The 22,619-nt window shown below is 58.6% G+C and carries 19 protein-coding genes; 8 read left to right on the top strand and 11 right to left on the bottom strand.

Annotation, left to right across the window (positions count from 1 at the left end):
- Positions 1-33 precede the first annotated feature (33 nt).
- The 4 genes from NH395_RS02175 (at position 34) to NH395_RS02190 (ending at position 3,909) form a co-directional block, all read left to right on the top strand.
- Positions 34-510, top strand: coding sequence for a ComF family protein (locus NH395_RS02175; protein ID WP_253022424.1), 477 nt, complete (start codon positions 34-36; stop codon positions 508-510).
- A 55-nt stretch (positions 511-565) separates the two neighbouring features.
- A complete protein-coding gene (locus NH395_RS02180) occupies positions 566-1,540 on the top strand; it encodes a serine/threonine protein kinase (protein ID WP_253022091.1) in 975 nt (324 codons plus the stop codon).
- Positions 1,541-1,791: 251 nt separating this feature from the next.
- On the top strand, positions 1,792-2,343 hold the full coding sequence (gene folE, locus NH395_RS02185; protein ID WP_066320379.1) for a GTP cyclohydrolase I FolE: 552 nt from the start codon (positions 1,792-1,794) through the stop codon (positions 2,341-2,343).
- 108 nt (positions 2,344-2,451) lie between these two features.
- The gene (locus NH395_RS02190; protein ID WP_066320381.1) at positions 2,452-3,909 is read left to right on the top strand and encodes an NAD-dependent succinate-semialdehyde dehydrogenase; all 1,458 of its coding nucleotides are present in this window, start codon (positions 2,452-2,454) and stop codon (positions 3,907-3,909) included.
- Between the two features lie 88 nt (positions 3,910-3,997).
- Here the strand turns inward: NH395_RS02190 and purH are convergent, their stop codons facing one another.
- The 8 genes from purH to ppa form a co-directional block, all read right to left on the bottom strand.
- Positions 3,998-5,578: a bifunctional phosphoribosylaminoimidazolecarboxamide formyltransferase/IMP cyclohydrolase gene (purH, locus tag NH395_RS02195; RefSeq protein WP_253022093.1), complete on the bottom strand. Its 1,581-nt coding sequence runs from the start codon at positions 5,576-5,578 to the stop codon at positions 3,998-4,000.
- Positions 5,579-5,629: 51 nt separating this feature from the next.
- Positions 5,630-5,971 (bottom strand): DNA-binding transcriptional regulator Fis, encoded by a 342-nt coding sequence (fis, locus tag NH395_RS02200; RefSeq protein WP_253022095.1) that lies wholly within the window; start codon positions 5,969-5,971, stop codon positions 5,630-5,632.
- Positions 5,968-7,008 carry a tRNA dihydrouridine synthase DusB gene (gene dusB, locus NH395_RS02205; protein WP_253022097.1) on the bottom strand — a complete coding sequence of 347 codons (1,041 nt, stop codon included), beginning with the start codon at positions 7,006-7,008 and terminating at the stop codon, positions 5,968-5,970. Before dusB ends, fis begins: the two co-directional genes overlap by 4 nt.
- A 110-nt stretch (positions 7,009-7,118) precedes the next feature.
- Positions 7,119-8,030 carry a 50S ribosomal protein L11 methyltransferase gene (gene prmA, locus NH395_RS02210; protein ID WP_253022099.1) on the bottom strand — a complete coding sequence of 304 codons (912 nt, stop codon included), beginning with the start codon at positions 8,028-8,030 and terminating at the stop codon, positions 7,119-7,121.
- A 72-nt stretch (positions 8,031-8,102) separates the two neighbouring features.
- Positions 8,103-9,443 (bottom strand): acetyl-CoA carboxylase biotin carboxylase subunit, encoded by a 1,341-nt coding sequence (gene accC, locus NH395_RS02215; protein ID WP_253022101.1) that lies wholly within the window; start codon positions 9,441-9,443, stop codon positions 8,103-8,105.
- A 30-nt stretch (positions 9,444-9,473) separates the two neighbouring features.
- Positions 9,474-9,947: an acetyl-CoA carboxylase biotin carboxyl carrier protein gene (accB, locus tag NH395_RS02220; protein WP_253022103.1), complete on the bottom strand. Its 474-nt coding sequence runs from the start codon at positions 9,945-9,947 to the stop codon at positions 9,474-9,476.
- 259 nt (positions 9,948-10,206) lie between these two features.
- Positions 10,207-12,132, bottom strand: a complete 1,926-nt coding sequence (gene dsbD, locus NH395_RS02225; RefSeq protein WP_253022105.1) for a protein-disulfide reductase DsbD — start codon at positions 12,130-12,132, stop codon at positions 10,207-10,209.
- Positions 12,133-12,286: 154 nt separating this feature from the next.
- Positions 12,287-12,817, bottom strand: coding sequence for an inorganic diphosphatase (gene ppa / locus NH395_RS02230; RefSeq protein ID WP_066320401.1), 531 nt, complete (start codon positions 12,815-12,817; stop codon positions 12,287-12,289).
- Between the two features lie 255 nt (positions 12,818-13,072).
- Between ppa and NH395_RS02235 the strand changes: the two genes are divergently transcribed.
- On the top strand, positions 13,073-14,788 hold the full coding sequence (locus NH395_RS02235) for a bifunctional protein-serine/threonine kinase/phosphatase (RefSeq protein ID WP_092829573.1): 1,716 nt from the start codon (positions 13,073-13,075) through the stop codon (positions 14,786-14,788).
- Positions 14,789-14,869: 81 nt separating this feature from the next.
- Here NH395_RS02235 and NH395_RS02240 read toward each other — a convergent pair whose 3' ends face one another.
- Positions 14,870-16,129: a 6-phosphofructokinase gene (locus tag NH395_RS02240; protein WP_253022107.1), complete on the bottom strand. Its 1,260-nt coding sequence runs from the start codon at positions 16,127-16,129 to the stop codon at positions 14,870-14,872.
- A gap of 83 nt (positions 16,130-16,212) precedes the next feature.
- The gene (gene rnt / locus NH395_RS02245) at positions 16,213-16,881 is read right to left on the bottom strand and encodes a ribonuclease T (protein ID WP_066320406.1); all 669 of its coding nucleotides are present in this window, start codon (positions 16,879-16,881) and stop codon (positions 16,213-16,215) included.
- 192 nt (positions 16,882-17,073) lie between these two features.
- On the opposite strand from rnt, the gene NH395_RS02250 reads away from it, so the two are divergent.
- Genes NH395_RS02250 through NH395_RS02260 form a run of 3 tightly spaced genes read left to right on the top strand, consistent with a single transcriptional unit; the run spans position 17,074 to position 19,831 of the window.
- Positions 17,074-18,294 carry an argininosuccinate synthase gene (locus NH395_RS02250; protein ID WP_066320407.1) on the top strand — a complete coding sequence of 407 codons (1,221 nt, stop codon included), beginning with the start codon at positions 17,074-17,076 and terminating at the stop codon, positions 18,292-18,294.
- 55 nt (positions 18,295-18,349) lie between these two features.
- Positions 18,350-18,673, top strand: a complete 324-nt coding sequence (locus NH395_RS02255) for an HlyU family transcriptional regulator (protein WP_253022109.1) — start codon at positions 18,350-18,352, stop codon at positions 18,671-18,673.
- 33 nt (positions 18,674-18,706) lie between these two features.
- A complete protein-coding gene (locus NH395_RS02260) occupies positions 18,707-19,831 on the top strand; it encodes a DUF294 nucleotidyltransferase-like domain-containing protein (protein WP_253022111.1) in 1,125 nt (374 codons plus the stop codon).
- A 13-nt stretch (positions 19,832-19,844) separates the two neighbouring features.
- Here the strand turns inward: NH395_RS02260 and NH395_RS02265 are convergent, their stop codons facing one another.
- Positions 19,845-22,619 (bottom strand): sensor histidine kinase, encoded by a 2,775-nt coding sequence (locus NH395_RS02265; RefSeq protein ID WP_253022113.1) that lies wholly within the window; start codon positions 22,617-22,619, stop codon positions 19,845-19,847.

Below are 22,619 nucleotides of genomic sequence, written 5' to 3' on the forward strand. Positions count from 1 at the left end.
ATCAGTAAGCGGCCCGCCTTTGAGGCGGCTCATGTGGCGTTACGCTATGCATCCCCCATCAATGCGCTGGTGCGCGATTTCAAGTTCAACGCCCGGCCCCGGGCAGGCATGTTGCTGTGTGAATTAATGCAGGACAGCCTGCCCTCGCCACCCTTTGATGCGATACTGCCTGTGCCCATGACCCCCGAGCGTGCCCGCGACCGCGGGTTCAACCAGGCGCACTGGTTGGCTTTCGAGCTTGCCCAGCGAAGCGGCCTGCCCCTGCTCGAAGCCCGGCGACTCAAGCAGGGGCCTTCACAGCGCGGCTTGAACCGTCAGGCGCGTTTTGCCAATCTGGCGGGCGCTTTTGTGGTCGAGATACCACCGCCTGCGTATGTGGCGATTGTCGATGATGTTGTCACGACGGGCGCCACGGCTCATGCGCTCGCCCTGGCATTGCGGCGGGCAGGGGTGCAGCGTGTTGATGTATGGGCGGCAGCGCGCACACCGCTGGTGGTGGATGATGTCTAACGGCATGACCCATCGTCGACGATAGCCTTTTACGGATGGATCCCATGGAGACACCATGACGCATGTTTTTCAAACGCTTTCTCCCGGTCTTGTGATGTCAGCGGTTGAGTCGTTGGATATATGGCCAACGTCAGAACCGTTTGCGCTGAACAGCTATGAAAACCGCGTGATGATGTTCCGCGATGAGCACGGTAGTCAGTGGATCATCAAGTTCTACCGTCCTGAACGCTGGCAGGACGCCACTATTCAGGAAGAGCACGATTTTCTAGCCGAACTGGGCCAGGCCGAGGTGCCGGTGGCCACCGTTTGGCGTGATCGTCGGGGGCAGAGTCTGCATCACTATGAAGGGTATCGTTTTGCGTTATTCTGCCACTGCCCTGGTCAGGCCCCCGAGCTGGACAACGATGCCCATCTTTTCGCACTGGGAGAGCTGATAGGGCGGCTGCACCTGGTGGCCGAGAAGGGCACTTTTACCCATCGCCCAAGCCTTGAGTTACTGGAGGGAGTGAGAGATGCCCAGCAACGGGTCTTCGATAGCCAGCGTTTGGATCGTCATCAGCGCCGAGGTTATGAAAGCGTCATTATCCGCATGCTGGAAGCGCTTCGTCCCTACCAGTGGGGTGAGGAAGCGGTGATACGCTGCCACGGTGATTGTCATCTGGGCAATATCCTGGGGCGTGATGAGCATTTTTCACTGGTGGATTTTGATGATTGCCTGATGGCACCGGCTATCCAGGATATCTGGATGCTGCTATCCGCCAATGAGCCCGTCGAGTGGCGCCGTCAGATAAGTGAGATTGTCGAAGGGTACGAAGAAACGCGCCCCTTTCCCCATCAACAGATAGAGCTGATTGAGCCGCTGCGTGCCTACCGGCTGATACGGCACAGCGCATGGCTGGTCTCTCGCTGGCAAGACCCAGCCTTCCAGCTGGCGTTTCCCTGGGTGGCTGATAAAGGGTACTGGGACCAGCATATCCGGCAACTCGAGCAACAGTTGCTGGTCCTTAAAAAGCCGCAGTGGCTGGCATAGTGTCCTTCTATCATCCGTATAGCGGCATGCCTCATCATGCCAGGCTGCCACACAGCGTCGAGGTACGCTAAGATACAATGCTTTATTGCGTTATGTTAATATTTTATTGTACATAACTTGTTTAAAGTATATTTTCTGTACATGGTTGTGTCTGGATCGCGTCCAATCATTGCCATGGCGGCCAAAGGCCGACTCCTTTTAGCGCGATGGTGCCTTATCCATCGTGCAAGACACTTTCGACGAGGCTTACCATGACGGATGATATCGCCCAGTATTACCAGCAGATTATCAGCGCACTTGGGGAAAACCCTGAGCGCGAAGGGCTGAAAGACACGCCGCTTCGTGCAGCGAAAGCAATGCAGTTCCTGACGCATGGTTACCATCAGTCGCTTCAGGAAATCGTCAACGGCGCCGTATTCGAGTCGCAGACCGACGAAATGGTACTGGTCAAGGATATCGAGCTGTATTCAATGTGCGAGCATCACCTGCTGCCTTTCATTGGCAAGTGCCATATTGCTTACCTGCCGAACGGTAACGTCTTGGGACTCTCCAAATTTGCTCGCATCGTCGATATGTACGCCCGGCGCATGCAGATTCAGGAGAATCTGACCCGGGAAATTGCCGAGGCAGTGCAGCAGGTTACCCAGGCACGTGGGGTCGCCGTGGTCATTGAAGCCCGTCATCTTTGCATGATGATGCGGGGTGTCGAGAAACAAAATTCGAGCATGACGTCTTCTGTCATGCTGGGCGATTTCCGGGCCAATCAGGCAACGCGTCAGGAGTTCTTGACGCTGGTCAATTAACCCAGGGCGACACGATACGGCATTACGGTTGGTCTGCTACCCTGTTTCGTCATAGCATGAAGAGGTTATTTTGCTGATGAGTCCCTTATCTGGGGGCAGGAGTCTGACATGGAAGCGCTTAAAGAGACACAGCTGTACTGTCCGTTTGCCTATATCGATGGAAGTTGGGTAGCGGCCGACAGCGGTGATCAGATCAACGTCCTTAACCCGGCCACCGGCGAGATAGTGGGTGATATGCCAAGGTTGGGGAAAGCCGAAACGGAACGGGCCATTGAAGCGGCCGATGCAGCGCTTCCCGCATGGCGTTCGCTGACTGCCCAGGAACGGGCGGATTTGCTATTGAAGTGGCATGACCTGATGCTCGAGCATCAGCATGATCTTGCCATGTTGATGACCCACGAGCAGGGTAAGCCTCTGAAAGAGGCGGCAGGCGAAATCGCCTATGCGGCGAGCTTTCTGCGCTGGTTTGCGGAAGAGGCTCGCCGTGTCTACGGCGAAACCATTCCGGCAGCCAATGCCAATCAGCGTATCGTGGTGACCAAGCATCCTGTTGGCGTTGTCGGTGCCATCACGCCCTGGAATTTCCCGGCGGCGATGATTACCCGTAAAGCGGGTGCGGCCCTGGCGGCTGGCTGTACCATTGTGGTCAAGCCCGCAAGCCAGACGCCGTTTTCGGCCACGGCGCTGGCCATGCTGGCGGAACGTGCCGGTATCCCCCGGGGCGTTTTCAACGTCGTGCCGGGCAGCGCTGCTGACATCGCCGAAGCGCTTACCCAGTCATCCAAGGTGCGCAAGATTACCTTTACCGGCTCAACCGAGGTTGGCCGTAAGCTGATGGCGCAGGCCGCAGAGCATGTTCAGAAAATATCCCTTGAGCTGGGTGGCAATGCGCCCTTTATCGTCTTTGAGGATGCCGACCTTGACGCTGCAGTGGATGGCGCCATGGCCGCCAAGTTCCGAAACGCAGGTCAAACATGCGTCTGCACCAACCGCTTTTTGGTCCAGTCCAGCGTGATCAATGCGTTTTGCGAAAAACTCGCCGTCGCGATGAACAGCGAGCTGAATGTGGGCGATGGCACTCAGGACAATATCAACATCGGGCCGTTGATTGATCAGGATGGCGTCAATAAAGTCAGTGAGCACGTCCAGGATGCTGTCGATCATGGGGCCGAGCTGTTATTGGGCGGGTATCCCCACCCCCTGGGCGGTAACTTCTTCAGCCCTACCTTGATCAGCTTTGCCACCAGTGAAATGAAAGTGGCCCATGAAGAGACCTTTGGCCCGCTGGCGGCGGTCTTTCCCTTCGACGACGAAGAGACGGCCATTGAAATGGCCAACGACACTCAGTATGGGCTGGCGTCGTACTTCTATTCACGTGACCTGTCGCGGGTCTGGCGGGTGTCTGAAGCACTCGAATATGGCATGGTCGGCATTAACACCGGCCTGATCTCCAATGCAGCGGCGCCGTTTGGCGGCGTGAAAGCGTCCGGCCTGGGACGCGAAGGGGGCCATCAGGGCCTGGAAGAGTATCTGGAAACCAAGTACCTGTGCATTGACCTCGGTTAACCCCCACTGTATAAGCTTTCCTGCACCGAAAAAGCCCTCATCGATAAGACATCAATGAGGGCTTTTTGATGGCGGGGGCTAACCGGGCCTAGTGGCGGAAATGGCGCATGCCGGTAAACACCATGGCAATGCCGGCTTCATTGGCTGCATCGATCACTTCCTGGTCGCGCATTGAGCCCCCCGGCTGAATGACAGCGGTGATGCCCGCTGCGGCGGCGGCATCAATGCCGTCACGAAACGGGAAGAAAGCGTCTGACGCCATCACGGAGCCCGGCACCGAGAGGCCCTCGTCGGCCGCCTTGATGCCCGCAATCTTGGCGGAATAGACACGGCTCATCTGTCCCGCGCCAACGCCTATTGTCTGACCGTTATTGGCGTAGACGATGGCATTGGATTTAACGAACTTGGCAACCCGCCACGCAAATGTGAGGTCACGCAGTTCCTGCTCGGACGGCGCGCGCTCGCTGACCACCGTCAGGGCATCGCGGGGCACCATGCCCTGGTCGCGCTCTTGAACCAGCAGGCCACCATTAACGCGCTTGAAGTCGAAGGCCGGCTGGGTTTCGCTGAGCCAGTGTGCGCTGACATCCAGTAGCCGGACATTGTGCTTGGCGGCCACGATGGAAGCGGCGTCGGCGCTGACGCCGGGGGCGATAATCACCTCTACAAATTGGCGGTCGATGATTGCCCGAGCCGTGTCGGCATCGAGCGCCACATTGAACGCGATGATGCCGCCAAACGCACTGGTAGGATCGGTCGCAAAGGCCTTGTCGTAGGCGTCAAGGGCGGTGGCGCCAATCGCAACGCCGCAGGGGTTGGCGTGTTTGACGATAACGCAGGCGGTGTCTTCGAAGGCTCTGACACACTCGAAAGCGGCATCGGTATCGGCGACATTGTTGTACGACAGCGGTTTGCCCTGCAGCATTCTCGCCGTCGCCACGCCGGGTTCGTTCGCTTCTTCCTCCACGTAGAAAGCCGCCTGCTGGTGGGGGTTTTCCCCGTAGCGCATGGCCTGTTTCTTGTGCAGCTGTAGATTGAACGTGCGCGGGAAATTGGCGTCTGCGGCTTCAACCTGGCGACCCAGGTAATTGGCAATGGCAGCGTCGTAGCCCGCCGTGTGCTCAAACGCTTTGACGGCAAGATCGAAACGGGTGGCTTCGCTGACATGCCCGTCCTGGGCGGTGAGTTCACCCAGTACCCGTGGGTAGTCGGCGGCATTGACCACAATCGTCGTGTAGGCATGATTCTTGGCGCAGGCGCGGACCATGGTCGGGCCGCCAATGTCGATGTTTTCAATGGCTTCCTGGCGCGTGCAGTCCGGTTTGGCAACGGTGGCGGCGAACGGATAAAGGTTCACCACAACCATATCAATCGGCGTGATGTCGTTCTCCGCCATGACGGCGTCATCCTGCCCACGACGAGCGAGGATGCCGCCATGGATTTTGGGATGCAGTGTCTTGACACGGCCATCCATGATCTCGGGGAAACCGGTGTGCTCGCTAACTTCCTTAACCGGAATCTGGTGTTCCTGTAGCAGGCGGAATGTACCGCCCGTGGACAGAAGCTCCACGCCGGACTCGGACAGGCCACGGGCAAATTCGACAATGCCAGTTTTATCAGAAACGCTCAGAAGGGCGCGGCGTACGGGGGTCGCAGTGCTATCAGCCATGAGGGTGCTCGTATGCAGAGTAGAGAATAAAAAAACAATGATGCCCCAAGGCTATGGGGCGTCACCTTCAATAAGTCCATAAAGCTTCAGTTTCTTGCGCAGCGTGCCGCGATTGAGGCCCAGTACATCCGCTGCGCGGGTCTGGTTGCCCTCGGTGTGCTCAAGCACGCAGGCGAGCAGTGGCGCCTCTACTTCGGCCATCACCATGGCGTACAGGTCGGTTGCCTGACTGCCATCGAGATGCTCGAAGTAGCGACGCATCGCGGTTTCCACGCACTCGCGCAGTGGCTGCGCGGGCATACTGGCGTCGGAATCTGCCAGAGTCCCGTTGAGCGGGGCATGGCTATCCGAGGCACTGTCGCTGGAAACAAGATCAAGATCGCGTTCGGTCATGCTGCATAGCTTCCTTTGGCTAGCAGACGCTTGATGGCATCGGGTGCCATGGCGTCATTGATCCAATTAACTTGTGTTTCGTTAGAGGATAATCCGTTAAATTGTTGCTTTAAATCACGCCGCTGAGCGGGAGTAAAACGGGCATCTTCGCCCAGGTACCAGCCCAGATGCTTACGCGCAATGCGCACGCCCATGGTGTCGCCATAAAAGCTATGCAGAGCGCTTAGATGGGCAATGAGCACACCACGGCGCTCTTCCAGGCTGGGCTGAGCGCGGTGCTCTCCATGTTCCAGAAAGTGCTGAATCTGATCAAAAATCCAGGGATTTCCCTGAGCGCCCCGTCCTACCATGACGGCATCTGCTTGTGTATAGCGCAGCACGTCTGCCGCTTTTTCCGGGGTCGTGATGTCCCCATTGGCAATCACCGGAATGCTCAGTCGTGATTTTATATCGGCGATGGTGTCGTACTCCGCCCATCCAGTATAGCGCTGCTCGCGGTGTCGGCCATGAACCGCCAGTGATTGAATGCCAGCTTCCTCGGCAAGGCGCGCAATACGGACACCATTATTCGTGTCGGCGCACCAGCCGGTGCGTATTTTCAAGGTAACGGGGATGTCGACGGCGTTGACCACGGCATCGAGAATCTCGCCAACCAGTTTTTCATCGCGAAGCAAGGCAGAGCCTGCTGCCTTGTTGCAGACTTTCTTGGCCGGGCAGCCCATGTTGATATCGATGACCTGTGCGCCAAGGTCGGCATTGAGCCGGGCTGCCTGGGCGAGCATCTCGGCGTCGCCCCCGGCAATTTGCACAACCCTGGGATCAGGTTCGCCGCGATGGTCCATGCGCAGCTTCGATTTGCGTGTGTGCCACAGGCTCGGGTCGGCAGTGACCATTTCGCCAACCACCCAGCCTGCTCCCAGTTGCCGACACAACTGACGGAAAGGGCGATCGGTCACACCCGCCATGGGCGCTAATATGACCCGGTTCGGCAGGGTGTAGGGGCCAATCTTGAGCGGTGGCAATGTCGATAGGGTCATGGCAGTTGATGCTTTGATGGTGCGGTTAACGACCGTCAGGCCGCCCGAGGTGGCGTATGATACGCTTACTCGACGGCGGGGTGAAGGCGGCCAGGGTCGTAATCGACGTATTAAGCGATACGTTGTCCGGTCAGGCGTACCCAACCTTCCTGCATGACAGGCGTATCCATGCTCAGCCCCTCTTGTTGATAGGCCTGCAAGACGTCATCAGCCTGATTGGCCAGAATGCCCGAAAGGGCAATACGACCGCCGGGCGCAACGTGGCCTGCAATCGTTGATGCCAGCTCGATCAGCGGACCCGCGAGAATGTTGGCGGTGACAATCGGATAGCGGCTTTTGGCGAGTTGCTCGGGATAACAAAGGGTCAGAGCCGTTTCATCAATCTGGTTACGCTCCGCGTTTTCGCGGCTGGCTAGCAGCGCCTGAGGGTCAATATCGGTACCGTCGGCATGTGCCGCGCCGAGCTTTAATGCGGCAATGGCCAGAATGCCCGAGCCACAGCCGATGTCGAGTACAGACTGGCCGGCGAGTTGACCGCTGACGGCCAGTCCATCGAGCCATTCCAGGCACAATGCAGTGGTCGGGTGGGTCCCCGTGCCAAACGCCAGGCCCGGGTCGAGGATCAGGTTGACGGCATCGGATTCGGGCGGTTCATGCCAGCTTGGTACAATCCAGAGCCTTTCTCCCATGCGCAGGGGGGTAAAATCTTTCATCCACTCGCGTTCCCAATCGCGATCCGCGAGTAGCTCGTAATCAATGCTCGGGCAGGGTTCGTCCGGTACCTGTTCCGACCAGGCGGCTTCGATACGCGCCAGCATGGCGTCGATGCCCTCGAGGTCATCGTATAGGCCGGTAACGACAGTGTCCTGCCATAAAGGCGTTGTGCCGCGTTCAGGCTCGAAGACCGGGTCGTCATGGGCGTCTTGAAGCCCAATCGCTGTCGCGCCTTCTTCAAGGAGCAACTCTTCCAGCAGCTCTGCCTGCTCGGGCGGGACGTGCGCTTTGAGTTGAAGCCAGGGCATTCCGGATCTCCGCAGCAGCAAAAAAAAGCGGGATGACGATGGCCATCCCGTAATCAACAATCTCAGCGTGGGTTAGCTACTGAGTTTCTTTTCGAGGTAGTGGATATTGACGCCACCCTGGCGGAAGTAGCTGTCGCGCACCAAGTCTTTTTGCAGATCAATGTTGGTTTTGATGCCTTCGACCAATAGCTCATCCAGTGCGTTGCGCATGCGGGTGAGGGCAATTTCACGGTCCTCTCCCCAAGTGATCAGCTTGCCGATCAGCGAGTCGTAATGGGGCGGTACGGTATAGCCGGTATACATGTGGGAGTCCATGCGCACGCCCAGACCGCCTGGTGCGTGGTAAAGACTGACCTTGCCGGGTGAAGGCATGAAGGTGCGCGCGTCTTCGGCGTTGATGCGACATTCGAACGCATGGCCGTTCAGCACGACGTCTTCCTGGCGGATCGTCAGCGGCATGCCCGAGGCAATGCGTAGCTGTTCCTTGACAATATCCACGCCGGTTACCATCTCGGTGACCGGATGCTCCACCTGGACGCGGGTATTCATCTCGATAAAGAAGAAGTTGCCGTCTTCGTAGAGGAACTCGAAGGTACCTGCGCCCCGGTAGTTGATTTCCAAGCATGCCTGGCGGCACGCTTCCAGCACCTTGGCGCGCGCGTCAGGATCGATGCCGGGGGCAGGTGCTTCCTCGAGGACTTTCTGGTGGCGACGCTGGAGCGAGCAGTCCCGGTCAAAGAGGTGGATGGCATTACCCTGGCCGTCGGCGAGTACCTGAACTTCCACGTGGCGGGGATTTTCGAGAAACTTCTCCATGTAGACGGTGCCATCACCAAACGAGGAGTGGGCCTCGGTGCGGGTGACGGTAATCGCGGAAAGCAGGTGGCCCTCGGCATGCACAACGCGCATGCCGCGCCCGCCGCCACCGGCTGCTGCCTTGATGATAACCGGATAGCCGATGCGCCGGGCAGTCGCGAGATTGGTTTCATCATCGTCGCCAAGCGGGCCGTCCGAACCAGGAACCGTGGGAACGCCAGCCGCTTTCATTGATTCAATGGCGCTGACTTTATCGCCCATCAGGCGAATGGTTTCTGCGCGGGGGCCGATAAACGTAAAGCCCGAGCGCTCTACCTGTTCGGCAAAGTTGGCGTTTTCGGATAAAAAGCCGTAGCCGGGATGAATGGCGCTGGAATCGGTCACTTCCGCGGCGCTGATCAAGGCCGGAATATTAAGATAGGACTGAGCAGAGGAGGCCGGACCGATACATACCGCCTCATCGGCTAGGCGTACATGCATGAGTTCGCGGTCCGCCTTTGAATGAACCGCCACGGTTTTAATGCCTAGCTCTTTACAGGCCCGGAGGATACGTAGAGCAATCTCGCCGCGGTTGGCGATAAGTACCTTGTCGAGCATGGGAGAGTCCACCCGTATTGAAATGAAGGATTAAGCGATGACGATCATTGGCTGATCGAATTCCACCGGCTCACCGTCTTCTACCAGAATGGCTTCTACCACACCGTCACGGTCGGCTTCGATTTGGTTCATCATCTTCATGGCTTCCACGATACACACCGTATCGCCCTGCTTGACCGTATCGCCAACTTCCACAAAGGATTTGGCGCCGGGTGCGGGACTGCGATAGAAGGTGCCGACCATCGGTGAGTTGATGGCTTCACCGCGATAGCTGGTGCCCGGAGCGGCATCCTCTTCGGGCGCCGGAGCAGTATTGGCAGCGGGCGCGGCAGGTCCCTGTTGAGGGGCATGCTGAGCGTACTGGGGCATGGACTGCGGATGCCACGTCGCGCCATTGGGATGCCGACTGATGCGCACCGACTCTTCGCCTTCCTGGATTTCAATCTCGCTAATATTGGATTCTTCGAGAAGTTCAATCAGTTTTTTGACTTTACGGATATCCATTACCTAGCCCCATCACTATCGTTAAGAGTGGTGTGCTCACCGCGCGTCAATAGCGCAGTAAACCAAATGTTAAAATGAAGAGAACGCCGCATGATAACGAACGTTACCCTTTTATACTGCTTCAAAAAGCAGAAAATCAATCAATATGGTGGCGAAGTTTGCCGAAAAACGTTGTCGATGTCCAGCTATCGCATGCTTGGCACATGGCGCTATTTCCAAACGATCGTTTGACGACATTCGCGACAGGACGCCTCAATATCTAACCTTGGCCCGTCTGGCGGCTCTCTTCCCAACGTGCCAGTTCGCGCAGGTGCCGGGCGAAGTCGGTGGCGTTGATATCGCCCTGGATGCGTGCTTCGCGGACCTCCTGGCCATTCTGGAAAAACAGCAGGCTGGGTGGGCCGAATAGCCGGTAGCGGTTCAACAGTTCGCGACTTTGCGCATTGGTATCGGTGACATCGACGGCAATGCGCTCAAAGCCGGCAAGTTGCTCTATGACAGCGGGGTCCGTGTAGACGTCGCGTTCCAGCTGGCGACAAGCGATGCACCAGTCAGCCGTAAAATGAACGAAGACGGGGTTACCCTCTGCCTTGGCTGTATCGATGGCGCTGTTGAGTGCTGGCAAGTTGTCCAAACGCTGAAAAGCCAATGGGGCTGAAGCGTCGTTTTTATTGGCCGTTTGGAAGTTTAGCGGGCGCAGGGGATCATGCGAGCCCAAGGCAGCACCAAGGGTAAGGGCGATGCCCCAGGTCAAAAGGATAAGGCCCAGGGTTTGACGCGCTTTCGCCCAGCCCGATGGCGTATTGGTTTTCAAGGCCCCCAGGTTCAGGGCGGTGCCGATGGCAAGCGCTGCCCAGAGAAGCAAGGCTACCGGCGGGGCCACTAGGCGTTCTACCATCCAGATGGCCACCCCAAACAGCAACAGCCCAAAAGCGATTTTGACCCCGTTCAGCCACGGGCCGGAACGCGGCAGTGATGTTGCCCCGAAGGTGCCCACCAACAGGAGCGGAACACCCATTCCCATGCCCAGCGCAAACAGCATGGCGCCGCCAGTGAATGCATCGCCGGTGGTGGAAATGATCACCAGCGCTCCGGCCAGGGGCGCCGTTACACAGGGAGACACCACCAGTACCGACAGCGCGCCTGCCAGTGCCAATCCTGCCGGGCCGCTGCGCTGCGCCCGTGCCTGCCAGGCGTCGATGCGCTGCGCCAGACGTGGCGACAGGCGCAGGTCAAAGGCGCCGAGCATGGCCAGGCCAAACACGCTGAACAGAATGGCAAAGGTGATCAGTACCGGGGCAGACTGCAACTGTGCCTGGAGATTGAGACCGGCGCCGAATAGCCCCATCAGCACGCCGACCGCCGCATAGGTAACGGCCATCCCGAGCACATAGCTGGCCGACAGCATGAAGGCACGAGGGCGCGACGGCTGTTGACCGATGATGATTGAAGACAGAATGGGCACCATCGGTAATACGCAGGGCGTGAATGTCAGCCCGATGCCTGCCAGGAAGAAAAGTCCCAACGCCAACGGCAGGCTGGCGTCGGTCATCAGTTGGCTGAAACGACTGTCCTCGCTCTGCGGCGCGCCAGGGCGTGTGGCATTGTCATTCACTGCCGCGGACAAGTCGGCAGGTGCTGCCGTGTCGGTGGCGTCATTCGCCGCTTCCATTGGCGATGAGGCGTGTGTCTCGTCAGTATCCGCCCCGGCCTCCCAGTCGGCGTACGCGCGCGGCGGTTGGCTTTCGGTAGCCTGCAGCGCGACGGTTTCCGGCGGGTAACACAGCCCGGCATCGGCGCAGCCCTGGAAGGTAAAGTCGATATCCAGCGGACCTGAAAAGTCACTTTCCAGCGGCACTTCCATGACCATCCGGTCGCGGAAAATATAGACGTCACCCATGAATTCATCATTGGTGAAGGTGCCCTCGGGCAGTTCGAGCTCTCCCAGGCGAGCCTGGTTCGTCAGGCTCTCCACGGCAAACTGGTGCCGGTAGAGGTAATACCCGTCAGCGGCTTCGATGCCTACGAAAAGGGTGTCACCGTCATGCCAGGCGGTGGGTTGAAAGGCTTCCAGGACGGGAAGAAAGTCGTCGTTCTGATCGCTTGAGGAAAACCACTGCGCTTGGGCCAATAGCGGAAGCGTGCCGAGCAGACACAAAAGCCCTAAACGTCGAATCGTATGCAAAATGTATCCTTGGTCGATAACGTCATAACAGGCCGTTAGCATAACGCAAGATGGCGCCCTGGTAACGGTTGGTGCCGGGCGTCAGGAAAAATGCTGAACGCCAACGAAAGAGGCCACCCGAAGGTGGCCTCATTAATCACTGACGCGGAACGGCTCAGGCTTTGTGGTAAGCCGCCGCCGATTTTTCAATGGCTTTGCGTGCCGCGTCTACGCCTTCCCAGGACTCGACTTTGACCCATTTGCCTTTTTCGAGATCTTTGTAGTTTTCGAAGAAATGGGCAATCTGCTGACGCAGCAGTTCGGGCAGGTCGGTGACTTCCTGAACGTCGTCATAGAGCGAGCTGAGCTTGGGATGCGGAACGCATACCAGCTTGGCGTCTTCACCGGCTTCATCGGTCATGTTCAGGATGCCGACCGGGCGTGCGCGGATGATGCTGCCGGGCTGGACCGGATGCGGCGTGACGACCAGTGCGTCCAACGGGTCGCCATCGTCGGCCAAGGTGTGGGGAATAAAACCGTAGTTGGCCGGGTAGAACATGGGCGTGGCCATAAAGCGGTCGACCAGCAGGGCCCCCATGTCTTTATCGATCTCGTATTTGATCGGCGCATGATTGGCAGGAATTTCAATCGCCACATACAGGTCGTTGGGCAGATCCTTACCAGCGGGGATGTTGTCGAAGTTCATCGTTAATTCCTTGGTCGTACAATGGCTAGGCAATCGAAGTTGCTGTATGAATAGCACCGGATTATACGAACATGGCCGCAAGATTACCAATGCGACATAGGTGTTGCGACCCCAAAGCGTTTCGCGATCGTGCTGCACGACCTGCTTTACGACGTCACGACGTTTGGCGAGCATCGTTCAGTATCGCCAGCGTGTATCATAGGCGTTTCTAGACAGTGATGTCAGTTGCCAATGCTGTATGCTCAGGAGGATGACTTGGCCCATGCCCAATTGCTGATCAGTTACGGTCAGGCATTTGTTGCCCCGGACCGGCGTCTGCACCGCAGCTCCATGTCGGTACGCTTCCCCGAACCGCCGTTGCTCAAGGCAAAAGGAGGTTGCGCGGTCATCAGCGACTCCCTCGCGCGCAATACCCTGGCCAAACAGGCGGGCGATTTGAGCGTACGGGGCTTTTTAGCCGATTATTTTTCCACGCCTGATCATTGGGACGTCAAGACGTCGGCGACGCGCGTGCTCAGAGCGCTCAATAGCTGGTGTTACGGCCAGAGCCAGCATGTGCAGAACGGCAGCTTCGTGTCATCGCTGTCGGCCTTGATATTCCGTGAACGCGATGCCCACCTGTTCCACATGGGGGACACCCTGGTGTTCCGGCTGCGAGGTGCCGAGTTCGAACAGCTGACGCGTGATCACGTCACGGACCTGGGGGGCTACCGCTATCCATCCCGGGCGCTGGGCATGGATGGCAGTCTGGATATTGACTACACCCATCTACCCATGAAGCAGGGCGATCTGTTCCTGTTTACCACCCAGGCCGTGGGGGGCACCTTGCTGCCGTCTGACTACGTGCGGCTGATCCGCCAGGATGCCAGCGACCTGGATGCGGCCTGTGAGCGTCTCGCCAATGAAGCGAAGCAGCGGGCTCAGGAACGCGGCTATGGCGGTGATCAATTCTGTTTCCAGTTGGTGCGCATTGATGAGCTGCCTGAAGAAAGCAGCGATCACCCCGGTCAGCTATACGGCGAGCTGCCGATACCGCCCGAACTGGCACCCGGGGCCAGGCTGGATGGCCTGGAGGTGCTGGCAGTGTTGTCGCGTACCGCCCAATCACGTATCTACCGTGTCCGCGATGTCTACTCCGAGCGGGAAATGGTCATGAAAGCCCCGAGCCCCGAGCTTTCGTTGCGCAATGCCTATCTAGAGCACTTTCTGCTCCAGCAGTGGGTGGTGGAAAGGGTCAACTCGCCGTTCGTGGTCAAGGTTGTCGAGCCGTCGCGGCCGCGGCGTTACCTCTATTATCTGATGCAGCACATTGAAGGCGAGACGCTGCGTCACTGGGCCGAGCGCCATCCCCAGGCAAGTCTGTCCCAGCGGCTGGATATCGCCAATCAGCTGGGCAAAGCCGTTCAGGCCTTGCACCACCGCGAAATCATCCACCAACAAATCAACCCCGATAATATCCTGATCGATCCCCACGGCAAGGTCGTGCTTACCGACTTCAGCGCCTGCCATATGCGCGAGGTTGACGGCCATCGCCACTCGGGTGAGCTGTTGAGACAGGTGGGCTTCAACGAGCACACCGCCCCGGAGTATGCCCTGGGGGACAGTGTCGGGCGGCGCAGTGACCAATATTCGTTGGCATCGACCGTCTATTGGCTGTTGACCGGTGAGCTGCCTTACAACATGACGCCTAATCGGCTGCGCAGCCATACCGATCTGGAAGGCTTGACCTACCGCAACGCACGCACCACCAACCCGGAAATATCGCCAGAGCTCGACGAGGCTCTGCGGCGCGCCCTGGACCCCCAGCGAGCGCTGCGTTTCAGGCGGTTATCAGAGTTTCTGCATGCCCTGCGGTTGCCCTTGGGCAAGCGGGCAGCGGAGGATAAAGAGCGCAAGGAGCCGCGCCATTTCTGGCAGGGAGTCGCCGGTATTCTGCTGCTGTTGCTGGTACTGTCGTGGCTGTTGCGTTAACGGTTCCATTGGATAAACAAGCCCAGGCGTCGCGGGACGAGCCTGGGCTTGTGTTATGGGGTGCGGCGACGCAGTAAATGCCTAGAGCGTAAACTCAGGCAGCTTGCGTTCTACCTTGGCCAGTTTCAGCTTGGCCACTTTGGGCAGGCCATTTTCAAAGGGAGGGAAGTCTTCTCCTTGAATCAATGGCGAGAGGTAGTCGCGGCAGGTGTCGGTAATGTCGAAGCCTTCTTCGCTGATGAAATCCCGGGGCATGAACTTTTCCTGGTTCGCCACCTGGGACAGCGGCGCAGAAATGACATCCCACTGATAGGGCGACTGAGAAATCCGGCGAATGGCGGGCATCATGGCGTTCTTGCCCGCCAGCGCCAGCGTCACCGCTTCACGACCGACCGCGTAGGCCTGCTCGACGTCGGTCTTGGACGCCAGGTGACGGGCGGCGCGTTGCAGGTAATCTGCAACCGCCCAGTGGTACTTATAGCCCAGGTCCTGCTTGATCATGCCGGCCAGCGTGGGGGCAACGCCGCCCAGTTGGCGGTGACCGAAAGCATCGGTGTTGCCCGCATCGGCCAGGAAGGTGCCGTCTTCGTAGCGCGCCCCTTCCGACACCACGATCACGCAGTAACCATTCTGCTTGACGCTTTGCTCGACCCTTTCCATGACCGCTTTACGGTTGAACGGAATTTCCGGGAATACGATCAGGTGGGGGGGCTCGCCAGCGCCTTCACCGGCTAACCCGCCTGCCGCCGCGATCCAGCCAGCGTGGCGCCCCATCACTTCAAGCACAAACACCTTGGTTGATGTGGCGCACATCGAGGCGATATCCAGCGACGTCTCACGGGTAGAGGTGGCGATGTACTTTGCCACGCTGCCAAAGCCAGGGCTGTTGTCGGTAATCGGCAGGTCGTTATCGACGGTTTTGGGCACATGAATGGCCGTCAGTGGATAGCCTAGTTTTTCGGAAAGCTGGGACACTTTCAGGCAGGTATCCGCGCTGTCACCGCCGCCATTATAAAAGAAGTAGCGGATATCGTGGGCCTTGAAGACCTCGATCAGACGCTCGTACTGGGCGCGGTGGGTATCGATATCCTTGAGCTTGTAGCGGCAAGAGCCAAACGCGCCCCCCGGCGTGTAGCGCAATGCTGCAATGGCCTCATCGCTTTCCTGGGTGACATCGATGAGGTCTTCCGTCAGGGCTCCAATAATGCCGTTATGACCGGCATAGACCTTGCCAATCTGGTCGGGGGCTTGGCGGCAAGCTTCGATGACGCCGCAAGCACTGGCATTGATCACGGCGGTAACACCGCCTGATTGGGCGTAAAAGGCATTATACTGAGCCATGGAAACGTCTCATCTCCTGAAAGTCGGAAAGCGTAATGATAAGTGGGCGAAGTTTAGCGTAAAGCGTTAAGGCCTGCATACGGCTAGTCGCCGCTATCCAGGGCCTGTTCGCGCTGGGCCAGTTGCCAGCCGCCTAAATCCTTGTAGCGGTTGACCATGGCGCAGAACAGTTCGGCTGTGCGTTCGGTATCGTAGCGCGCCGAGTGAGCCGCTTTGTTATCAAATTCGATACCCGCTGCCTGACAGGCGCGTGCCAGAACGGTCTGGCCGTAGACCAACCCCGCCAGGGTCGCCGTGTCGAAGCTGGAAAAAGGGTGAAAGGGGTTGCGCTTGACACCGCAACGGTTGGCGGCCGCGTTTAAAAAACCATGATCGAACGCCGCGTTATGACCGACCAGGATCGCCCGCGAACAGCCATGGGCTTTAATCGACTTGCGGATAGGCCGAAAAATCTCGCCCAGGGCTTCTTCCTCACTCAGCGCGACCTGCTGACGTAAGGGGTCATCCAGGTTGATGCCGGTGAAATCCAGTGCGGACTGCTCAACGTTGGCCCCCTCAAACGGCTGAATATGGTAGGCATGAGTGGCATCGGGCAAAAGGTTGCCTTCTGGGTCCATTGTCAGGGTAACGGCAGCAATTTCCAGCAAGGCGTCGCCTTGTGCATTGAAACCGCCGGTCTCCAAATCAACGACAACGGGCAGGTAACTGCGAAAACGTTGGGCCATTAATTCGCGGGCAATCGCCTCGCTCATGCAGCTCTCCTTAGTCTGCGAGTAATCGGTTAGCGCTTTTCGTGGGGTGATTCTAGCAGTTTCCTGTTAAGGCGTCGTTGGCGGTATTCGCTGAGCACTGAGAACGCTATACTTGGAGGCTGGTGTTTTTCAGCGTGAGCCATTCCCCGGTTAGCGAGTCTGGCGCGCACTCGTTCAGAAAAGGAGTCAAGAATGTCCGATGTCAAAAAGGTTGTGCTGGCATATTCAGGCGGCCTGGACACATCCGTTATCGTTAAGTGGTTGCAAGAAACCTACAACTGCGAGGTAGTGACGTTTACCGCCGACATCGGTCAAGGCGAAGAGGTTGAGCCAGCGCGCGCCAAGGCAGAGGCGTTGGGCGTTAAAGAAATCTATATCGAAGACCTGCGCGAAGAGTTTGTGCGTGACTTCGTCTACCCGATGTTTCGTGCCAACACCATCTACGAAGGCGAATACCTGCTGGGTACTTCCATCGCCCGCCCGTTGATTGCCAAGCGCTTGATCGATATCGCCAACGAGACCGGTGCCGATGCCATTTCCCACGGTGCGACCGGCAAAGGCAACGACCAGGTTCGCTTTGAGCTGGGCGGCTATGCCTTGAAGCCAGGTGTGAAAGTGATCGCGCCGTGGCGCGAGTGGGATCTGACATCACGCGAAAAACTGATGGCCTACTGCGAAGAGCACAACATCCCCGTCGACTTTTCCAGTAAAAAGAAAAAATCGCCTTATTCCATGGATGCCAACCTGCTGCATATTTCTTATGAAGGCGGCATTCTGGAAGACCCTTGGGCGGAAGCCGAAGAAGACATGTGGCGCTGGAGTGTCTCGCCGGAAGCGGCGCCCGATAAGCCGACTTACGTGGAACTCACGTTCGAGAAAGGCGATATCGTGGCGATTGACGGTGAAGCCCTCAAACCCCATGAAGTGCTTGAAAAACTCAATAAGCTGGGTGGCGATAACGGCATCGGCCGTCTGGATATCGTTGAGAACCGCTATGTGGGCATGAAGTCGCGTGGCTGCTATGAAACCCCAGGGGGCAGCATCATGCTGCGCGCCCACCGGGCGATTGAGTCATTGACCCTGGATCGCGAAGAAGCGCATCTTAAAGACCAGTTGATGCCAAAATACGCCGAAGTCATCTACAACGGCTACTGGTGGAGCCCCGAGCGTCGCATGCTGCAGGCGGCGATCGATGAAACCCAGCATAACGTCTCCGGCGTCGTGCGCATGAAGCTCTACAAGGGTAATGCCATCGTGGTGGGCCGTCAGTCAGAGCAGTCGCTGTTTGATGAGTCGATTGCCACCTTCGAAGACGATGCCGGTGCCTACGACCAGAAAGATGCCGAAGGCTTTATCAAGCTGAACGCGCTGCGTCTGCGGATTGCGGCGGGTAAAGGGCGTCAACAGAGCTAACGGGCTGGCTGGGCGGCAAGCATGACTTGCCGCCTGCCGGACGCGAGGAGGCAAAATGTTAAAAAAACTACTCTCGGGGTTGCTGGGTGGCGGCCAGGAAGGCGCCAAGGGCAACACCCAATCGGCCGACCCCGTCGAATACAAAGGCTACTTGATCACCTCTCAGCCCGATAATCAGAGCGGCCAGTATCGGGTGAGCGGTTTGATCACTCGGCCCCAGGGCGAGGGCGAGGATCTTGAGCACCGCTTTGAACGCTCGGATATGCTGCCCAGCCGCGACGCCTGCGACGCCATGATGATCACCAAAGCCCAGCGCTACATTGATGAAGTGGGCGATGACATGTTCAAGCCCGACCCGCGCCACGAAGGCGACCGGTGACGGAGAGGCGGCTGTAACATTAAGGAGAGGCGTATGCGGGTTGTCCACCAAGCCTCACCCTGGCGCTCCCTGTTTACTGATGACGGGACACTCAAGCTATCGGCGCTCACCGCGCCGTTGAGTCACCTTTCCACCCATCTCTCTTCGCCATTTACCTCGTTAGCCGATGCGCATGCGTGGCAGCTGTCCCTTGCTGAATCACTGGTTCACTACGACCTTCCAGCCTGGCGCATCAGTGAGGTGATCAGTGACCATAACGCCATGCTTTACCGTCAGTCGATTGCGCTATCGCTCGACGAAATGCGCGCCCAAGGCTGGGGAGAACCGCCGGTCGACTACTGCGTCCTGCTGTTAGGCTCTGCCGCGCGCTATGAGAGTCTACTGGGTCCCGACCAGGACAATGCGCTGATCATTGACGACTACCCCGATCACCGCCACGTCGAGATCGACGGCTACTTTCAAGCATTAGGCGAGCGGTTTACCCAGCGTCTGGACGAGGCGGGTATACCACTGTGCCGAGGTCACGTAATGGCACGCTGGCCGATGTGGCGTAAGCGGTTGAGCGAGTGGCGCACCCAGCTGTCCATCTGGAGTGCCGACCGGCGGGTAAAACGGGTACAACAGACCAATATTCTGCTTGATTTTGCACCGGTTGCGGGCAATTCGGCACTGGCGGAGCGACTGGCTGAAAGCATTGCGTCGACCTTGCCTGAGGCGTCCCTGTTCATGCACGAGATGGCCGCATTGCTTGACGAGTTGCCGGTGGCGCTGGACCGCTTCGGGCGGGTCACGTCAAGTCCCGGTCTTGCGGCCCCCCATCATCAGGCTGTCAATCTGAAACAGCAGGGGCTGTTGCCACTGATAAGCGCCGCACGTCTGCTGTGTGTGCGCCACCGGTGCCCTGAAATGTCCACCCGAGCGCGACTGGTGGCGCTTGACCAGGCAGGCGAGCTGTCAACGGCGCAATCAGCACTCCTGGTGGCGGCCTTTGAGCGTCTTCAGCAGCGCTTGCTGGATCAGCAGCGATACAACAAGGCCCGCGGCCACGCCGCTGACGGTTGGGTTGATGTGCAACGTCTGCGCGACGATGAGCGGTTGCTTTTAAAGTTTGACCTCCAGCAGATCAAGGCGTTTGTACAACAGGCACGCGCCGCCTAGCCAAGCGCCGTGCTTATGATAGCGACGATGTTGGGGCGGATGAGTCGGTGGTCGTGGGATGCTCAGGGGCGGGCGGCAGCTCCAGTGTCAGGCAGGCGCCGCCCAGGCTCTGGGCGTCTTCCACCCAGAGGCGTCCCCCCAGATGGGCAATAATGCCCCGGCTGATGGGTAGCCCGAGCCCGCTTCCCTTGGGGCGGCCGTGAGGGATATCGCCGTCCTGCTGTATCTGGTGAAATTTTTCGAATACCCGCTCGCGCTCATCGACGCTAATCCCTGCGCCGTTATCTTCCACGCTTAAGCGGAAATGATGGCGGTGACGGTATAGGCTCAGGCGCACCATGGGCTGATGGCGATCGGCAAATTTGCCCGCGTTATCGAGCAGGTTGATGATCACCTGTTCCAGGCGGTCCTGGTCGCCGATCACCATGGCCGGGTCAGCCTCGATACTCATCTCAAGCTTGATCCCGCGTTCCTGGTGCAGGTGTGCAATGGCATCGACACTGCGCCGCGCCAGCGCAGCCAAGTCAAGAGGCACCGGGTCGAGCGTTAAGCGGCCGCTTTCCAATCGAGCAAGATCCAGAATCTCTTCTATCAGGCGTGATAGTCGCTGGCTTTCATGAACGATGACACCCAGAAAGTGTTGGCGCTTTTTGTCGGGCAGCTCGCTGTTATCACGCAGAATTTCTGCAAAGGCGCGGATCGAGGTGAGCGGTGTGCGCAGTTCATGGCTGACCATGGCGACAAACTCATCTTTCAAGCGGTCCAGCTCGCGCAGCCGTTCATTGGCACCGCGTAACTCTTCGCCGATTTGCGCCAACTCCTGGGACTTCTGCTCCAGGCGGCGGTTGTACTCGAGGGTTTGCGAGGTGGTATCCAGAATGCTCAGAATCGACTCGATATCCAGCGCTTCACCGCGTACCACCGAATTGATCAGCACCCGGGCAGAGGCACTGCCCAGTGACCCGGCGAGTGCCTGTTCGGCGCGGGTAATCAGCTCGGCGTTGGCGGGCTCATCCGCCGTAAAGCCATTGTCAAAGCGGTTTTGACGGAAGACGCGCCGTGTTGCCTGGTCGCCAAGGTAGCGAATGAGCAATTCGTTAAGCGCCCTTTGTGTCGTTTGCCCGCGCCATAGCGGTGCCGATTGCAGGTTGGGGTGCATGGCTTCGGTGAAAAGCGCGGCTTGGGTCTGTTCAAGGGGCGTGGGGCGGGTAAATAGCGAAACACCCACCAGCAGCCCCACGTTGGCCAGCATGCTCCAGAGCAGTGAATGGCTGTAAATATCCCAGTCTTCCAGGCCGAACAGCGCGTAGGGCATCAGCCAGTCGATGCCCCAGGGCCCGTCGGTGAGCAGCGTGGCATCCAGCCAGCCGGACTGGGCAAAGCCGGGTAGCAGCAGCGTATAGCACCAGACCATGAAACCTGCGATTAACCCTGCAGCGGCGCCTTGGCGGGTGGCGCCTCGCCAGTAAAGGCCGATGAGCAGCGCTGGCGCAAACTGGGCAGCCCCCGCAAAGGACACCAGACCAATGGTGACCAGGCTATAGGAATCGCCAATCAGCGCGTGGTAGAGGTAGCCAAGAAGCAGAATGAGCACGATGGCCACCCGACGGATGCCCAGCAGCCAGCCCGCCAGCTCGCCCTTGGTGCTCAGGTGCAGGCGCCGTGAGCGCAACAGCAGCGGCATGACCAGCTGGTTGCTGACCATGGTGGAAAGCGCGATCGTCTCGACGATGACCATGCCGGTGGCGGCCGAGAGGCCGCCAATAAATACCAGCAGGGGCAAGCCCTCAAGCCCGGCTGACAGCGGCAGCGTCAACACAAAGCTGTCGGGGTCGCCGGCACTCACGCCCAGTAGCAGTCCCGCCAACGCAATGGGAATCACGAACAGGTTGATCAGCAGCATATACAGCGGAAACAGCCAGCTTGCCCGGGTGAGGTGCTGCTCGTCGACATTTTCGACCACCAGGACCTGAAACTGACGCGGCAGGGTCAAGAACGCCAGAAAGGCCAGTACCAGCATGCCCACCCAGCCGGTGGCACCGCCGGGCACGCTGTCCAGGCGCATGCTGTCGGCGAGGCCCGGCGTGGCGGCTACCTCGTCAAACAGCGCAGCGGGCCCCTCAAACATCACAAAGACAACGAAGACGCCCACGGCCATGAAGGCTACCAGCTTGACGATCGATTCAAGCGCAATGGCGGCCACCATGCCTTCGTGGCGTTCGCTGGCATCCAGGTGGCGGGTACCAAACAGGATGATGAAGACCGCGAGCACCAGGGCGACCCAGAGGGACTTGTCCATCCAGAAGTGTTCATCCACCAGGGTGGCATCGGCCGAATTGGGGTAGTTGATCAGCACGGCATGGCTGACGGTAATGGCTTTAAGCTGTAAGGCGATATAGGGCGTAATGCTGATCAGGGCCATCAAGGCGACGAGGGCCCCAAGGCTGCTGCTTTTGCCGTAGCGGGCACTGATGAAATCGGCAATCGAGGTGATCCGCTGGCGAGCCGCGATACGCACCATCTTGCGGATGACAAAGGGCGACAGCAGCATCGCAAGGGTCGGGCCCAGATAAATGAGCAGAAAACTGGGCCCATGTTCGGCGGCACGCCCGACGCTGCCGTAGAACGTCCAGGCGGTGCAGTAGACGGCGATGGAGAGGGCATAGACGGTGGGCGAGCCGATCAGGGAGCGGCCCTGTTCCGCGCGCCGGTCGCCCCAGGCGGCGACCAGAAACAGCAGCGCCAGATAACCAAAGGCGGTACCCAGTATGACCGGATCAGTGCGCAT

This window comes from Halomonas sp. Mc5H-6, assembly GCF_024124705.1.
Lineage (GTDB): Bacteria > Pseudomonadota > Gammaproteobacteria > Pseudomonadales > Halomonadaceae > Vreelandella > Vreelandella subterranea.

Coding starts and splice junctions, on each gene's coding strand:
- NH395_RS02180 (WP_253022091.1), top strand. CDS start 566: ATGACGCATGTTTTTCAAACGCTTTCTCCCGGTCTTGTGATGTCAGCG.
- folE (WP_066320379.1), top strand. CDS start 1,792: ATGACGGATGATATCGCCCAGTATTACCAGCAGATTATCAGCGCACTT.
- NH395_RS02190 (WP_066320381.1), top strand. CDS start 2,452: ATGGAAGCGCTTAAAGAGACACAGCTGTACTGTCCGTTTGCCTATATC.
- purH (WP_253022093.1), bottom strand. CDS start 5,578: ATGGCTGATAGCACTGCGACCCCCGTACGCCGCGCCCTTCTGAGCGTT.
- fis (WP_253022095.1), bottom strand. CDS start 5,971: ATGACCGAACGCGATCTTGATCTTGTTTCCAGCGACAGTGCCTCGGAT.
- dusB (WP_253022097.1), bottom strand. CDS start 7,008: ATGACCCTATCGACATTGCCACCGCTCAAGATTGGCCCCTACACCCTG.
- prmA (WP_253022099.1), bottom strand. CDS start 8,030: ATGCCCTGGCTTCAACTCAAAGCGCACGTCCCGCCCGAGCAGGCAGAG.
- accC (WP_253022101.1), bottom strand. CDS start 9,443: ATGCTCGACAAGGTACTTATCGCCAACCGCGGCGAGATTGCTCTACGT.
- accB (WP_253022103.1), bottom strand. CDS start 9,947: ATGGATATCCGTAAAGTCAAAAAACTGATTGAACTTCTCGAAGAATCC.
- ppa (WP_066320401.1), bottom strand. CDS start 12,817: ATGAACTTCGACAACATCCCCGCTGGTAAGGATCTGCCCAACGACCTG.
- NH395_RS02240 (WP_253022107.1), bottom strand. CDS start 16,129: ATGGCTCAGTATAATGCCTTTTACGCCCAATCAGGCGGTGTTACCGCC.
- rnt (WP_066320406.1), bottom strand. CDS start 16,881: ATGAGCGAGGCGATTGCCCGCGAATTAATGGCCCAACGTTTTCGCAGT.
- NH395_RS02250 (WP_066320407.1), top strand. CDS start 17,074: ATGTCCGATGTCAAAAAGGTTGTGCTGGCATATTCAGGCGGCCTGGAC.
- NH395_RS02255 (WP_253022109.1), top strand. CDS start 18,350: ATGTTAAAAAAACTACTCTCGGGGTTGCTGGGTGGCGGCCAGGAAGGC.
- NH395_RS02260 (WP_253022111.1), top strand. CDS start 18,707: ATGCGGGTTGTCCACCAAGCCTCACCCTGGCGCTCCCTGTTTACTGAT.
- NH395_RS02265 (WP_253022113.1), bottom strand. CDS start 22,619: ATGCGCACTGATCCGGTCATACTGGGTACCGCCTTTGGTTATCTGGCG.